This is a genomic window from Dactylosporangium sp. NPDC006015 (genome assembly GCF_040614215.1).
Lineage (GTDB): Bacteria > Actinomycetota > Actinomycetes > Mycobacteriales > Micromonosporaceae > Dactylosporangium > Dactylosporangium maewongense.
The window spans coordinates 204635-220178 of record NZ_JBEXUD010000014.1; the positions used below are offsets into that span (position 1 = coordinate 204635).

The following is a 15544-nucleotide window of genomic DNA, read 5'->3' on the forward strand; positions in this document are numbered from 1 at the left end:
CCGCGCTACCGCGAGCCGACGACGGGCGGTGACGGCCGTCCGACCGTCGACCGCGGCGGGCTTCGGTGGGACAGCGAGCGCCGCCGGTCGCCGTGGGGCAGCCGGTGGTCCTACGGCATAGCTCGTCGAAACTCGTGCCAGTCGTTCGCCGCCGTCATGATGCGGTGGGTCCATGGATCTGCCTGCTCGCCGGCGGTCGCGGACCAGAGTCGTGCGTTAGCGGCTGCGAAGGCCTCCAGTCCCTCGGCGGTGGCGGCCTGCCAGGCGGGGATCCGTGCACCGTGACGCTCGGCAGATGCCGGGGTGTGCCCAGCGGCGATCAGCCAGATCGTCCAATAGCCGGCGTCCAGCCACGGGGCGCCCCGGGTTGCCCAGCCCCAGTCCACGATCCTGGTGTCGGCGCCGACGATGACGTTGCTGCTGTTCCAGTCGGTGTGCAGCAGTGTGGTACCGGCGAAGTGCTGCAGGTCGTTCTCGACGGTGACGTAGGCGGCGAGGCGCTGGGTGGCGTCCCGGAGCTCGATCGGTGGTGTTGGGAGTTCACCGATCCGCTGGATGAGGTCGGCGACGCTGGACAGGTCTGCGGAGCCGGGTCGGTAGTCGGCGTGGCGGCCCGGAAGGGCCTCGAAGATGAGGATGTCCCACCCGCTCGTGACGAGGTGGGCGATGAGCGCTGGGCCGACTGGTCGCACGTAGGGAGCGATGTCGGCCTCGCGCTGCTGTGTCCACACCCACCGGTGGTCGCTCGGCAGCGCCTTCACGAAGTACGTCGCGGTGGCCGTGTGGACCTTGGCGGCGACCGCGCTGTTGAACCCTTCGGCTGGCGAGTCGAAGGACAGCACAGGTCCGGTCGTCGCTTCGATCGCTGCCAGCGCGGCGGGGGGCAGGGCGTCGTACGGGATGCGGGCGGTTGGCACGGCTGCTCCTCACCAACGCGGGGCCCGGGCGGTGCCGCTATGGCACGGCAACCGCCCGGGCTCTATTGCGTCTACGTCCGGGGTTAGCGGTAGGGGTTGTCGTCGCTGCAGCCGGGCTGGTTCGTGCGGGTGAGGGTTTCGATGTCGGCGACGATGACGACGTCGGCGGGCTCACCGGTGGGGTCATTGGTGCGGGCGGTTGGCGCCGGTGTGGTGCTGGCCGGTGCCGGGCGGCGGGTGATCTGGACAGCGGTGACGGTCATGCCGGGTTCCTTTCGCCGTGCTGACAGTAGTGTTCCAGTGGTGCCTCCGCTGCCTGGTACACGCGCGCCATGGGTCGGCATACCCGGCAGGTGGCGGAGAGCGTGCAGCCGCTACATCCACCGGTGCGAAGCATCTGGGCGTCGGCGATCGCGGGCAGACGCAGCAGCCCTTCCGGGCCCTCCGTGACCAGGTTGATCGGGTGGTCGCGGCCGATCTTGCACATGGTGGCGTTGCCGTACGGGTCGACGTGGAAGGACGTGTGTCCGGCCGGACACCCGGCGAAGATGGCGTTCCTGTCGAGGTAGCCGGCCGCCTGCGTGGTGAGGGGTGCGCCGTTGCCGGTGTAGGTCGGTGAGATGGACCCGTACTCGGTGCGGGGGAAGCCGAGCTCGTCGACCAGCGCCCGCATGTCGGCGAGTTCGTCGACGTTGTGGTGGGTGACGACGATCGTGACCGTGACGGGCAGGCCTGCGGCGGCTGCTGCTTGCAGGCCGCGGTAGGTGTTGTTGAACGCGCCTCGGGTCTGGGTGAGCGCGTCGGCGGTGTCGGGGCTCGCGCCGTACATCGAGACGGTGATCTTGTGTGGGCGTCGTGTCGTGAACAGGTGGAGGTGTTCGGGGCGGGCGAGGCGGGATCCGTTGGTGAGGATCTCGAGCATCATGCCGGCGTCATGGGCTCGTTCGTAGGCCGGCGGGAAGTCGGGGTCGATGAGGGGTTCACCGCCGGTGATCTGGAACCAGAGCACGCCCATGTCGCGCAGCATGTCGATCAGCGCCAGCTTCTGCTCGAGGGGCAGTCCGGCGAACGGTCGTTGTTCCAGGTAGCAGTGTTCGCAGGAGAAGTTGCAGCCTTTGTTGATCTCCCAGGTGGCGCGGCTGTAGGTGACCGGTGCGGTGGAGCGACCGCGAACCACCACGACGGTGTCGGTCCGCTGCCCGGTGAGGTCGATGTGCCACGCCTGCCATGCGGCAGCGGCGAACCACGGCGGCACCGCAGCGCCGTGGCCGGCCGCGGCGGCGAGTTCCTCGTAGTGCGCTCGGGGTAGGCGCATACCGGCCTGGGCGCCCGGCTGCACGGCGACGTAGGTGTCTTCCTGCGGGCTAACGATCACTCGCATCTGCGGCCTTTCCGGTATGGCGTCGAGATCCGTGGCTGTTCGCCGACCTGTATCCGAACCGTCCGCTCCCCCGGTCTCCGAGGACCGAACAGCGCCGCTGGCCGTAGGCGTGAAGGCCGTTGCAGTCTCGGCTGCGGCCGGTGCCGTCATGCGGACGGGCTGGTGCGTCGGTCGCCGAACATCCGCTGCACGAGCGTGGCGATCTGGGCGTCGTGGTTGTCGCAGGATCCGTCAGGGTGCAGGCTGGCGTGACGTTCCCGGCGGAGAGCGATGGCAGCGTTGGCCGCCTGCCAGCGCTGCTGTCGTTCATGGTCGGTGCCTGGCGCCGCGTACCGCTGGATGGCGGCTTCGATGGTGGTGTCGGCGTGTTGGTGGCGGTGACAGTCGCCATGCATCGCCCCGACGTTGATCCCGGTGAGCAAAGCGGTGAATCGTTCCTCGCGAATGTCGGGGTCGTAGTGGCGTTGGGCGTCGGACCAGGCGATGTCGGCCTCGGTGCCGGCATTGCCGCAGCGGCCGGCGGCTTGCAGCGCGTCGGCGAGGTCGAGGCGGGCGGTGATCGCGCCGGCAGTGTCGGCCGTGGCGTGCTGGTGTTCGAGGACTTCGTGGGCGATCTGGATCGCCTCGGCGTGGGCGCCGCACAGGCTTGCCGCGTGGGACAGGGTCCGGCTCGCGTTGATCCACTGTGTTCGGTTGGGGTCGAGCTCCTGCACTGCGCGCAGGACGTATCGGGTCCAGGCGAGCACTGAGGTGCGTACGGCGTTGACGGTGGCGGGGTCGCTGCTGGTGCTGGCGGTGATGGCGGCGCTGTCGCAGTGCAGTAGCGCGAGCGCGGCCAGCGTCTGGCTGGTTGGGCTGGTGTCAGGGTCGATGTCGGCGAGGTGTGCGCTGGTCACGGCAGTGACCTCGGCGTGCTGTCCGTCGTCGTAGCGGGGTGAGACGGTGCGTAGGACGTGTCGGTGCGGAATGTCCGCGGCGGAGCGGAGCTGGTCGCGGCATTCCGGGTCGATGCACGGGTCGTCGGGGTGGTAGGTGCGGGCGTGTCGGGCCATGACTGTCAGGCCGTGGCAGTACATCGCGAACAGGTTGGCGTTGTCGTCGTTGTCGAGCGTTGACAGGTCGATGGGCTGGTTGTGGGGGTGGCCGGTGTGGCGGTGGCAGCCGTCGAACAGTAGATCGGTGCGGATCATGGCGACCATCCCACGGAGGGTGGTGCGGGGCTGCTGCGCCTGCCATGCGGCGATGGCGGCGCTGGAGGTGGCGAGGGCTTTGTCGCAGCGGCCTTCGCGGTAGTGCTCCTCGGCGATGACCATGCGGCAGGTGACGGCGTCGTCGGGGTCGAGGCGGTCGGTGAAGTCGGCGAGGCGCTGCCACGCCTGGTCGACTTCATGGGGGTGGCCGAGTCGCTGGAACGTGGTTGCAACGTCCCGGGTTGTGGTGATCGCCAGCGCCAGGTCTTGGTTCGGGTCCTGGAGGTGGGCGTTGTGGACGTACCGGGCCCAGTCCAGCGGCGATGCGGATCGCGTGTGAGGTCGAGGGGCCGCTACGGTCGTGTACCGGCTCGCGACCTTGGTCAGCACCGGATGCGGTGGAGCGGTGGCTGGGTTATACCCGGCCAGCAGCAGTTCGTAGACCCGGGTGGTCATGGTTCGCTGCGGTTCGGCGGGCGCGGTGTCGCCGGTCGGATTCTGCACGGGGCAGTCGGCGCGGTCGCAGACGACGTCGGCGTGGACTCGGGCGGTGTGGTCGATGTACTGCTCGGCGAACTGTTCGGTGATGTCGAGGATGTCGTCCAGGAGGCTGGTGTCCTTCAGGTCCTTCAGGTCCGTCAGCCGGATCCGGGCGGCGATGGTGTCGGCTGCTTCGTGCTGGTGGCAGGTTTCCAGGCAGGCCAGGATCGGCAGGGCCTGGGTGAGGCTGGTGATGGTGGTTTCGGGGTGGCGGTCCTGCAGTTGGGTAAGTGCGGTGATGGCGTCGTGGTTGGCGTCGCCGCAGCGCCAATCGTGCTGGCCGGCGGCGAGGAGGATCCGACGGTCGAGGGCGTCGTCGATGTCGCCGCGGGCGAATGCCAGATCGATGCCTTCGCGGCAGATCGCGAACGCCTCCTCGAAGTGTCCAAGCCGGTTCAGGGCGCTGGCGTAGGCGTCGATGCTGTCGCGTCGCAGGTCCAGGTCGAGGGGCTTGTCGGAGAGGGTCCGGCCGGCGTGGTAGGCGCGGCGTGCCCAGTCCAACCGCGCGGGGTAGGTGTCGGGGTCGTCGTCGGTCAGCTGGACCCACAGCGCGGTGGCGTCGATCAGCCAACGGTCGAATGCCCCGCCGGCGGGTGGTTTCGTCGGCAGCGTCTGCTCCAGCAGTGTCCGGGCCTCGCGATCTCGGCCCTCGTCGAGCAGTCGGCTGGCGCGGCTCATCGCGGCGCTGCGGGCGTTCAGGCGCGGGATCCGGTGGCCGGGGCGGCGGCTCATCGCAGCAGGTCCTGCCAGACGGCACCGCGACCAGCGGGGTGCAACGGGCCGCACGGTGCGGGCGGCGGTGAGCCGTCCCGGCGTTCTGCGTGGACACGGGCTGGACCGTTCGTAGTGCGCGGGGGTGGACACCGCAGAGAAATGGGCATTGCAGGCTGCCTATCGGAAGGTGGTGTGCGGGATGGTCAACGTGGCCGGTGCAGGTGCACCGGGGCGGGGTCCGGTGGGTGCGGGGTGGCCCGGTACCCAGGGAGGCGCGGGCAGGGGCCACCCCGCAGGACAGCGACTCGCCCTCGGCGGTGAAGGGGTTGATGCCGCTGTCTGCCTGCTCGTCCCGAGCCGGAACGCGGGAACGGTCCGGGACGAGCGATACACCGCCTGGAATGCCTAATGCCGGTACACCGCTACCGCCGTCTCGGCGATCAGGTCGTCGGTAGCGGCCAGGATCTGACGCACGGCAGGGCTCGCCGCGTCAACCCGGTCGGTCATCTGCCCGAGCAGTCCCTGCAGGTCCAGACCGGACCCGTCGAGGTAGAGCTCGGAGGCCAGATCCAGCGCGCGGAGCAGTCCGCCGAGCGCGTCGGTCTGCGGGTCGGGGTGCGTGTAGCCGGTCAGGACGCTGCACAATCGACCGCGGACCCGGGCGATGTTGGCCGGGTCCGTCGGCGGGTACCGAGGTCGGCCTCGGCCCAGGCGCCGCCGGTTGACGTCGCGGACGAGGTCCCCGGCATACAGGCCGGCCGTGGTGCGGTCGTAGGCGTGCGCGGCGAGTGCCCGGATCGCGTCGCGGACTCCCACCGACCGCTGCCGTTCCAGACCCTGACCGGCCGTGAACCCGCCGAGCGCCCGGATCGCCCAGTCCGCGACCGGGTCACCGGAGACGGCCGGGTTGACCACGATGACCTGCGGACCGATCAGGCGGAGCCGTTCGATCGGCCGGAGCAGGTCGTCGATGATGACCGCCCCGGCCAGGGCCACGGCGAGGGCGCCGGCGTGGGCGAGGGGTTCGCCGGTCTCGGAGTGGGTGAGGAAGAACAGTTCCACCCGCAGCGGCTGCCGCAGATTCGGTGGCGGGGCCTCGCCGATCGGATACGTCACGGCAGCTCACCCCGCTGCGCCGGCGTGTTGCCGCAGTCGGCGATGGACGCCGCCGTACGCGGTCGCGCCCCGCAGCACCGAGGTGGGGATCGCGGCGTGCATCGTGTACAGCGGGTCGCAGACGTTGCCAGGCGCAGCCTGCCCGGCCTGCGAGACCAGCTGGTACGCGTCGAGCACGTCAAGGCCGGTCAGGTCCGTCACCCAGTGGACGAGGTCGAGCTGACTGATGCGGTAGGCGTCCTCGAGCGGCCGCGCCGCCCCGATCGACAGCAGGCGGGAGTTCGTCTCGATCCGTGGCCACGGCGTCCACACGCCCCTGATCACATCGGCGACGAGGACGACGCGCATCGCACATTCGACGCCGACACCGCACACCTCGCCGTGGCCCTGGCGGGCGTGCCCGTCCCCGAGCGAGAACAGCGCGCCGGGCACGTTGACGCCGAGATACAGGGTGGTCCCGGCCCGCAGCTCCGGCACGTCGAGGTTCCCGCCGTGCGCGTCCGGGACGATCGACTGCCGGACTTCACCGTTGGCCGGCGCCACCCCGACGGTGCCGAGCATCGGATCGAGCGGCAGCTCGACGGTGAACTGCGACCGGCGGGCGCGGTACCGCACGACACCGGCCGGCCGGTCGATGTCGTACTGCCAGACCCGCTCCTCCAGGGGCGGGTGCAGCATCGCTGTGGTGTGGGTGGCGGTCAGGGCCCCGAAGTGCGGGAACGTCGCCGACATCGCCCGGTCCCGTGCCGGGGTCAGCGAGATCAGATGCAGGGCGAGGGTGTCGCCGGGCTCGGCGCCCTGCACGTGGAACGGGCCGGTGACCGGGTTGAACGCCTCGCACACCTTCGACGGCAGGTCGTCCACGCTCAGTACGGACCCGCCGAAGCAGTCCTCGGTGTATGTGCGCAGAATCTGCCCGGGACGGATCATCGCGACCGGTTCGACGCCGCCGAACGTGTAGAGGGTCGGCTCGTCGGGCTGGTAATCCACCACTTCGGTTGGTAGCGCCGTCATGACCGGTCCTCGTGGCTGAGGCCCGACAGCGTCGGGCGACGGCCGGCGGCATACAGACCGATCAAGATCACGGCGCCGACGCCGATCCAGACGAAGCCGAGCTGCTGGGCGGCGACGTTGGTGTTGACGACGACGTAGGCGAGGATCGCGAACCCGGCCGCCGGGACGAGCAGGTGCGACCACAGGTTCCGGGACCGCATGCGGATTAGGTAGTGCCAGACCACCGCGATGTGCAGGACCAGGAACGCGGTCAACGCACCGAAGTTGATCAGCGAGGACAGCAACGCGACCCCGTCGGAACGCCACGCCATGTAGAGACCGATCGCCACGGACAGCAGTCCGGTGAGCGTGATCGCGTTGGCCGGGACACCGTATCGGACGGAGATCTTGCGCAGGAACGACGGCAGTTGCCGGTCACGGGCCATCGCGAACAACAATCTGGAGGTCGCGACCTGCGCGACCAGGGAGTTCGCCACACCCCAAGCGATCGCGGTCGCGACGGCGCACAACGTCGCCAACCACGCCCCACCCGCCTGCCGCGCGGCGTCGTAGAACGCGACGCCCTCCGGGTCACCGCTGGCCAGCAGACCCGCCGGGTCGGGCACGAGGAGCGCGGTGACCCAGGTCTGCACGATGAACAGCACGCCGGCCAACCCGAGCGCGGCGGCCATCGCCCAACCGATCTGGTTCGGCCCGTCCTTGTTCTCCTCGGCCAGCATCGAGATGCCGTCGAAGCCGAGGAACGACAGCATCGCGATCGACACCGCACCGAACACCAGCGGCCACGTGAAGGTGCCACCGTTGAACAGCGGCTCCCACCATGCCCCGCGACCGCGGCCCTCCAGCAGGGTATTGACGCCGACGGCCAGAAAGACCGCCAAGACGACGAGTTCCCCGATCAGCATGACCTTCGTGATCCGGGCCGTCATCCGGATGCCCAGCAGGTTGACGACCGTGTTGAACAGCACGAACACGAGCAGCCACAACCACACCGGCACCACCGGGACGGTGGCATGCATCGCAACCGCCGCGACCAGATACAACAGGCTCGGCACGAGCAGGTAGTCCAACAGGATCGCCCACCCCGCGAGGAACCCGACCGGCGCGCCGATACCCCGACCGGCATAGTTGTAGACCGACCCGGCGAGCGGGAACGCACGAACCATCTGCGCATACGACGCAGCCGTGAACACCATCGCCACCATGCCGATCAAGTACGCAAGCGCGACCATGCCACCGGAGCCGGCATACACCGACCCGAAGATCCCCATCGGCGCAATGGGCACCATGTAGATGAGCCCGTAGGACACCAGGTCACGCAGCCCCAACGTCCGCCGGAGCCCTGGCTCACCCCGCGACCCGGCCGTCGATCTCGATCTGCCGTCCTCGACTGGCAGACGCTGTTCGGTGCTCATCGCTGAACTTCCTCCCATTGATCTTCATCACCGCCAGCTGCAGGGGACTGACGGGCGTGACCATCAGCGCGTCACCGCCTGAGCGCGCCGATGATCGAACCGATCTAGCTGGTCTGGACTGTTCGCCGCCCACAGCTAACGCAGGAACGGCGAACAGGGCCCCTAGAACCGTCAAACGCGCTCAACGTCTGACGTCCGCATCGTTCGCAGTTGCAATGGCAGTCACGCACATGAGACTGGCGGCGCATCGTACGAACCTCACGTCACCACTTCCCACGCTGTTGTGCAGATTGGTAGTGCCGATGGCTTGTTCAGCACACCTCGCCGTTCGCGATGCCGGAACGTCATCAGACCGTCAAAAACGTCAATCAGATGCACATGGCGGCGAACACAATCAGCTAACCTTGCGTTGCCCTGCGACAGCCCAAGGAGCAGCCTTGCCAGCGCCGTCAGATCGCACCAATCCCGCCCTCGCTGCGCGTCTGAGCGAAGCTGGTTTGACGCCACGAGCGCTGGCGCGCGAACTTAACCGGCTTCTGGGTGTGGGCACCCTGGCTGAGACCGCGCCGTACTACTGGCGCGATGCCGGCGGCGTTCCTCGCACCCCCCTGCCCGCTCTGACCGCGTACGTCGTCTCCCGCCGGCTTGGCAAAATCGTCACTGCTAGTGACCTTTGGCCCGGGCGAAGCGAGGTCGGTGATGGCACACTGATACTCGACGCCAGCGCGGGCATGACCGGACCGTGGTCGCTCACGAGCACGATGCTGATCGCGGAAGACTGGCTGTTGGGTGGGCTAATGGACCGCAGGATGTTCCTATCCGTGTCGGGGGCTGCCCTCACACGAGCGGTAGGGATTTACCTCGACACCCAGGGCGGCGAGGCGCCTACTACCCTTCCTGCCGCCGCATCGGTTGACGATCCACTTGTCGATCAGATCGAGGAGATCGTGCCTCGTTTGCAGGTTCTCGACGACGAACAGGGTGGCGGGACCGGCCTCAACTACGTCGATGCCCAGATGCGAGCGGTCCTGTTAGTGCTCCGCGACGGTGCCCACTCAGACGGCGTGCGCCGACGGCTGCTCTATGCAGTTGCCGACCTGGCGCAGCTTGCAGGCTGGAAGGCGATCGATGCGGCTCGGCCTGGGCTAGCTCAGCGGTACTTGTTCACCGGGCTCCGCGCCGCACATGAAGCAGGATATCGCGCAATGGAGGCGCACATCCTCGCAGATCTCTCGTTCCAGGCAGCTTCACTTGGCGACACCTCCGATGGCGTAGCGCTCGGAGAAGCTGCTCGACGGATCTCGGAGCGGTCCGCCGAGAGCGTCCGGGCATCGGTGCAGTCAAGACTCTCGTATGCATACGCCGCTGCCGGACGTCTAGATGACTGCGAACGAAGCTGGAAGCGTTCACATGACCACCTCGCCCAACGCCAAGTCGAGCGCGATCCTCCTTGGATGTACTACCTCACGGCCAACCACCTCGATTGCCAAGCCGGATACGCCATGGTGCTCGCCGGGCGGCAATCAGTCGCTGCTGGAGACGGCGCAAGCGGACGCGCACAGCTTCGTCACGGTGCAGCGCTCCTGCGAAAAGGCGCCTACGCTCGTAAACCTGACCTCCCATACCAGCGCCGCGCGCTGTACGAAGGTGCATGGCTGGCCCTTGCCTACACTGCTCACGGCAAGCTGGACGACGCCTGCGAGGTAACAGAGCTAGCGCTTCCTCGCCTCGACCGGGTGCGCTCGCCACGCAGTACAGCGCTCCTCGGCGTTCTAGCAACCGAACTTCGCCGAAGGAAGCGCAACCACACCGTCGCGGACCTATTGCCCAAGTTGGAGACGGCGCTGAGCAACCAAGCAGTCCAACGTCTAACGTCACTCTCGTGAACGAGGCGAAGCCAGACGCGATCGTGATCGGCGCTGGCGTGTCCGGGCTGACCACAGCAATGTGCCTCGCCGAGGCCGGCACCCGCGTCGCTATCTGGACCTCTGAGCCCACCGAGGCAACAACATCGATGGCGGCTGGAGCGATGTGGGGCCCGTATCACGTCGAGCCACTCGACATGGTGACGGCCTGGAGTTCCGTCACGCTCGAAGCGTTGCAAGAACTTGCAACGCAAACCGGTGCAGGCGTACGGCTGGTCCCCGGCGTTGAAGCAGCACGCCATGAGGTCGACCCACCGTCGTGGGGCAATCAGCTCGACGGGTTCCGAATGTGCGACCGCAGTGAACTGCCACCGGGATTTTCAACAGGATGGCGATACACAGCGCCGCTCGTCGACATGTCGATGTACCTCACATATCTCCGGCGACGACTAGATGCCAACGGTGTCCAGATCCATCGGCAACGTGTAGCAGCGTTAGTGGAGATGGCTGGCAAAGCGGACGTCATCGTCAACTGTGCCGGCCTCGGCGCACGCGACCTGGTTCCCGACCCCGGCGTCTTCCCCGTCCGCGGGCAGATCGTTGTCGTCAAGAACCCAGGCATCACAGAGTTCTTCTCGGAAGACACGGGAGCGGGCGAAGACCTCCTTCACTACTACCCACACCAAAACACGGTCGTGCTGGGTGGAACCGCTCAGCCGGGTAGCTGGAACCCCAACTCCGATCCTGAGACCGCCGCGGCGATCGTCCGTCGATGCGCAGAGGTTGAACCAAGCTTGGGGGGTGCGGAAATCATCGCGCACCGTGTCGGACTTCGACCAACGCGTAGCCGAGTCCGAGTCGACAGCGAACAGCTGAACGGAACTCGAATAGTCCACAACTACGGCCATGGCGGCGCCGGGGTAACCCTCTCCTGGGGATGTGCAATGACCGCAACAAAGCTCGCGTTGGGCGCCTGACACTCATTGGAGCCGGCTCGTTCAAGGCCGCTCCCGCCTCGTGGATCAATGGGGTGTCCTCATTGCGCTGGAGCACGAGGCGGCTCGGCGCCCTGGGTGCGGTGGAGTACTCAAAGACCGAGCCACAGCTACTCATCTTCGGCTGTATGTGACGTCCAGGTCACCTTCGGTTGACAAATACAGCTAAGAATTCCAATGTGTCGATTGGCGATAAGGTCCGGCTTGGGCTGGACTTCGGGCCATCTCGGTTGCGGGCTGCGGTTGCTTGGCCGGATGGCACTGCGATGGTGCTTCCGTTGGCTGGGATCGGCTGGCTCGACACCAGCGCGCTGGCCGATGCTGGCTTGGCCGCGGCCGCGGCGGCGCGGACGCGGGTGCGAGGTGAGGGTTCGGGCCGCGGCAAGGAAGGCACCCAGCCGCAACCGAATGAATCTGCGGTGGTGGCGTTGTTTCGGCAGGTTGCGTCGGCAGCGCGGCAGGCTGTTGGTGGCGATGTCGATGTGGTGACGCTTGCGGTTCCGGCTGGATGGAGTTCCCGGCGCGCGGCGGCATTGCGTGATGCGTGTCAGCGCGCTGGGCTGGGTGTCGGGAAGCTGGTAACCGCGCCAGTGGCGGTGGGCTGGCATCTGCTCGCTGGTGGTGTCCAGTTGCCGGCGGGCGCTTCGGTTCTGGTGTGTCAGGTTGGGCAGGACGACTGCACCGCAACGGTGCTACGCCGGACCGAGACCGGCTTCGAGGGCCTGTCCAGTGTGGATTCCTCGACGGTGGCCGCTGGGATGGCTGGTCCGGGAGCCGACGTTCTTGATGCTCATGGCGTCATTGGAGCTGGCGTGTCCGTGGGTGATGTCGCTGTTCGTGCTGTTGTTGGTGCGCAGTTGCCCTTGGGGTCGCTCGGGTTGGTGTGCGCGGTCGGCTCGGTAGCGGACAGCCCGCAGGTTGCTGAGGATCTCGCGCGGGCGACGGGTGTGGCGCCGAAGGTGGTGGCGGAGGCTGATCTGGCGGTGGTGTTGGGGGCGGTGCAGGCGCCGACGTCGGCGCCTGTGGTGGATGCGGCGCCGGAGGTTGGCTGGTTGGACTTGATGGCCGCGATGGTGCCGGTGGTGTGGTCGGTGGTGCTGTTCTGGCAGGTCCTTGCTGGTGGTGAGCGGTACGGGCTGCGGGAGAAGGTGTTTGACCGGGGGATGGTGCTTGCCGCGTGGGGTGGGCTCGCGGTGGCTGCGCAGCTCGGGATGGTAGCGGTGGTGGGCGGGTTGGCGGTGACGACCGCATTGCGTGGTGGTGCTGGAGAGGCTGGAGGTGGTGGCACGGCCTTGGTCGGCTGGGTGCGGCATCGGCTGCTCGCGCTGGCGTTGGTGGGTGGCGCGGCGGGTGGGCTGCTGGTGGCAGCGGTGTTCGCGATGATCGCGGCCGGATACTTCGATCTGGATGTGGGGCCGTTGCTGCGGTGGTCGGTGTTGCCGGTCCTGCCGACTGCGGTGGTCGTGATGATCCTTGCGTTGGTGGTGTGGCGTCGGCCGGAACCGCCTGGCGGGTCGTGGTTGACGTGGCTGCGGTTTCCGCCAGCGGTGACGATGTTGGCCGGCGCAGGTGCGTTGCTGGTGTCGTTCGATGAGCACGGCAGCCCGTTGGTGTTGAATCTGCTCGCTTGGCAGTTGGAGCAGTGGTTCCCGACGACCGGCGTGGAGATCATCGGCCCTGTCGGGCGGCTGGGCGGGGCGTGTATCGGCGCGGCGGTGGGCCTGCTCGTCGTACGCCGAGTCCTGCACCGCCTGCTGGTGGCGGTGCCATTGGCGCTGCTGGTCGCTGGGACGCTGGTCTGGCGGATCACTGGGACGGTCGCCGTCGGGTTCTCGCTCGCTGTCGCTGGTTGGTGGGCAGCCCGGACAGCGTGGCTGCTGCTACGGCCGAAGCTGCTCACCCCGCCGCCGGAGCCGGCTGAGCAACCACACCCGAGCAATGTAGGCCAGCCTGGTTGGGCGAACGACGGTTCTGGTTCGGGCTTGCCGTCTCACGGCGCAGGGGGCGGCTGGTGATCGGTCGGCTGTTCCGCAGCGTCGTCTCTGGGCTCGGGTTGCTGCTCGTGCTCGCCGGGTTGCCGGCGGGGCTGGTGATGGTGCAGCGGGCGGCGCAGTGGGATGGGCGGCAGGTTGTCGTGGATCCGCTGTCGGAGGGCGGCGCGGTGGCGGCGGTCGTCACCGCGGGGTGGTTGCTGTGGCTGGCCCTGCTGTGGATGGTCGTGCTCGATGCCGTTGACACCGTCCGGCGTGTTGGGCGGGCTCCTCGACTTCCGGTGCCGCTGCATGCCGCAGTGACCGCACTGGTCAGCGGGGTCCTGCTGGCGGTCGAGGCGGCCCGGGGCGGTGGCACTGCAGGTCCGGCAGGTCATGATGTGCGCGCCTCAACCGCTGCAGTCGCGCCACAGGCCGTTCACGGACCTCGTGACGCAGGAGGCGTTGTCCCGGCGGCCGGCGAGGGTGCCGCGGCCCGCTCGGTGTTGGCGGTTATGGGTGTGGAGGTGCCGGGTGGGTGGCTGCCGGTGCCGGTTGCCGCTGCCATCACCGCGGCGGCAACGCTCGTGTGGGCGCAGCGGCGTCGCCAGTACCTGCCGCAACCTCCTGGCAGGTGGCGTCGCCACGATGAGGACCTGGCACCGTTGTCGCCCGCGGTGGACCGCATCGCCCGGCTGACCCGCTCAGCGATGGAGGCCGACGCCAACTACGCTGCAACGGCCTCGGACGACGTCGACGTGCTGGAACCGGACGCGGTGAGGGTGTGGTCGGTCGAGGAGGTGCTGCCGCCCGCCGGCGTCGCTCTCGTCGGGCCGGGCGCTGACGACGCCGCACGTGGCCTCCTGATCGCTGTCACCATCGGGCAGACCGCCAGCACGGAGGTGCTGGTGTCAGAACGCCTGTGGCGGGCGCTGCTCGGCGCCGACACCGAGGCCAATGATTCCGGACCAGTTCAGGTCGTCGCCGACGACGCGTGGCGGCCGGCCTCGTCAGCACCCAAGGGTTCAGGAGCAACCACGATCGTCGTCCTTGCCGACGCGGCAACGGCGAGCGTGCCGGTCCAACCAAGGCGCCCGGCAGCAGGTGACGATGCCACAGTCCGGACCGTTATGATCGGCACGGCGGCAAGTCTGCCCACGTGGCATGTGGCTAGCGACGGTCGACTACACGCGGTAGCTGGGCCTACGCCGGTCTTCGGCCGGCTGCCCGTGCTGAACCTGCCCACGGCACGCACGTTGCTCGGCGCACTCGGCGTCACAACACCCATCGTCGGGAACCTCGATGCTCCAATCGACGGCCCTGTCCAGCCCTCCGATCAACAGCACAGCAGCCACGCCGTGCCCGGCACCTGGTCAGCAGGCACCTCGAGTAGCCACCCGACAGGCATACCTGCCGGTGGGTCGCACCTGCTGTCGTGGCCAGAGCCCCCGCCGGAGGAAGCCGTTCAGCCGCGGCGGCTCCTGGTCCGCGTCCTCGGTGTCCCTGCGATCCTGATGCCGCACCCGGATGGCAGCCACAGCCCGGTGCAGATCCGCCGGTCCGCCGGCCAACAGATGCTTGTACTGCTCGCCGTGCACCGCACCGGGCTGAGCGCGGCGGAGCTGAAAGAGTCGGTTTGGCCGGATATCCCCAGCCGCGCGGCGCACCGCAGCTTCCAGACCACCATGTCCGAGCTCCGCCGCACCCTGCACGACGCCGCCCACGTTCCCGTGCTCCTGCAGCGCCAGCGACGCGGCGACCCCACCGGGGCGTGGTACCGCCTCGACACCAGCACCGTCCAGGTTGACCTCTGGCGACTCCAAGCCCTGCTGAATGCGGCGGCAGCCACCATCGATGCGGTCCACCGCCACCAGCTGCTCACCGAAGTCGCTGGCCTCTGCCGCGCCGATGCGTCCGGTGAACTGGCGCAGGGCTGGGACTACGAGTGGCTTGCCGCCGTCCGGGAGCACGTCACCCGCCATCAGATCGACGTGCTCACCCACCTGGCCGAAACCGAGCCCGACCCGTCGACGGCAATCCAGCTCCTGCGGCAGGCGCTGCACGTGTCCCCGACGAACGAGGCCGTCCACCGCAGGCTGATGACCCTGTACGCAGCCGCCGGCGACAGCACCGCAATGCGCTGCGCCGCCGCCAGCTACACCGAACACCTCGCCGCGCATCACCTCACGCAGGACCCGACGACCGTGCACCCGCTCGACACACCGCGCCCGGCGCAGGCGGCACGACACGGTCCGTCCGCATCCACGAGGAACTAGCATGCAGACCCCTGACCAGCAACAACACGCGGCACCCCCCGGCCAAGAGCACACCGCCGATCTGTCCACCGCGTCCGCCCACGGAGACGGAGCCTCGGCCACCAACAACGCGACTCCCACCGTGCTGGTCGCCTTCGGCACGCCACGCGCT

At 68.4% G+C, this 15544-nt stretch carries 11 protein-coding genes; 4 read left to right on the forward strand and 7 right to left on the reverse strand.

Annotation, left to right across the window (positions count from 1 at the left end):
* Nucleotides 1-110 precede the first annotated feature (110 nt).
* From ABZ321_RS25905 to ABZ321_RS25935, 7 genes are all read right to left on the reverse strand, one after another.
* Nucleotides 111-917: a hypothetical protein gene (locus tag ABZ321_RS25905; protein WP_354895523.1), complete on the reverse strand. Its 807-nt coding sequence runs from the start codon at nt 915-917 to the stop codon at nt 111-113.
* 83 nt (nt 918-1000) lie between these two features.
* The gene (locus ABZ321_RS25910; protein WP_354895526.1) at nt 1001-1180 is read right to left on the reverse strand and encodes a hypothetical protein; all 180 of its coding nucleotides are present in this window, start codon (nt 1178-1180) and stop codon (nt 1001-1003) included.
* Nucleotides 1177-2448, reverse strand: coding sequence for a radical SAM protein (locus tag ABZ321_RS25915; protein WP_354895529.1), 1272 nt, complete (start codon nt 2446-2448; stop codon nt 1177-1179). Before ABZ321_RS25915 ends, ABZ321_RS25910 begins: the two co-directional genes overlap by 4 nt.
* Nucleotides 2445-4760 (reverse strand): hypothetical protein, encoded by a 2316-nt coding sequence (locus ABZ321_RS25920; protein WP_354895532.1) that lies wholly within the window; start codon nt 4758-4760, stop codon nt 2445-2447. Before ABZ321_RS25920 ends, ABZ321_RS25915 begins: the two co-directional genes overlap by 4 nt.
* Nucleotides 4761-5147: 387 nt before the next feature.
* Nucleotides 5148-5858, reverse strand: a complete 711-nt coding sequence (locus ABZ321_RS25925; protein ID WP_354895535.1) for a GPP34 family phosphoprotein — start codon at nt 5856-5858, stop codon at nt 5148-5150.
* A gap of 6 nt (nt 5859-5864) precedes the next feature.
* Nucleotides 5865-6872 carry an acetamidase/formamidase family protein gene (locus tag ABZ321_RS25930; RefSeq protein ID WP_354895538.1) on the reverse strand — a complete coding sequence of 336 codons (1008 nt, stop codon included), beginning with the start codon at nt 6870-6872 and terminating at the stop codon, nt 5865-5867.
* Nucleotides 6869-8161, reverse strand: a complete 1293-nt coding sequence (locus ABZ321_RS25935; RefSeq protein ID WP_354895596.1) for an APC family permease — start codon at nt 8159-8161, stop codon at nt 6869-6871. Before ABZ321_RS25935 ends, ABZ321_RS25930 begins: the two co-directional genes overlap by 4 nt.
* A gap of 563 nt (nt 8162-8724) precedes the next feature.
* Between ABZ321_RS25935 and ABZ321_RS25940 the strand changes: the two genes are divergently transcribed.
* The 4 genes from ABZ321_RS25940 (at nt 8725) to ABZ321_RS25955 (ending at nt 15393) form a co-directional block, all read left to right on the forward strand.
* Entirely contained in the window at nt 8725-10173 is a 1449-nt protein-coding gene (locus ABZ321_RS25940) for a carph-isopro domain-containing protein (protein ID WP_354895541.1), read from the forward strand.
* Nucleotides 10170-11129 (forward strand): FAD-dependent oxidoreductase, encoded by a 960-nt coding sequence (locus tag ABZ321_RS25945; protein ID WP_354895544.1) that lies wholly within the window; start codon nt 10170-10172, stop codon nt 11127-11129. Before ABZ321_RS25940 ends, ABZ321_RS25945 begins: the two co-directional genes overlap by 4 nt.
* Before the next feature lie 284 nt (nt 11130-11413).
* Complete coding sequence (locus tag ABZ321_RS25950; RefSeq protein ID WP_354895547.1) at nt 11414-13162, forward strand: hypothetical protein; 1749 nt, start codon at nt 11414-11416, stop codon at nt 13160-13162.
* Nucleotides 13159-15393, forward strand: a complete 2235-nt coding sequence (locus tag ABZ321_RS25955) for a hypothetical protein (protein WP_354895550.1) — start codon at nt 13159-13161, stop codon at nt 15391-15393. The genes ABZ321_RS25950 and ABZ321_RS25955 overlap by 4 nt, the downstream gene beginning before the upstream one ends.
* Nucleotides 15394-15544: the final 151 nt, after the last annotated feature.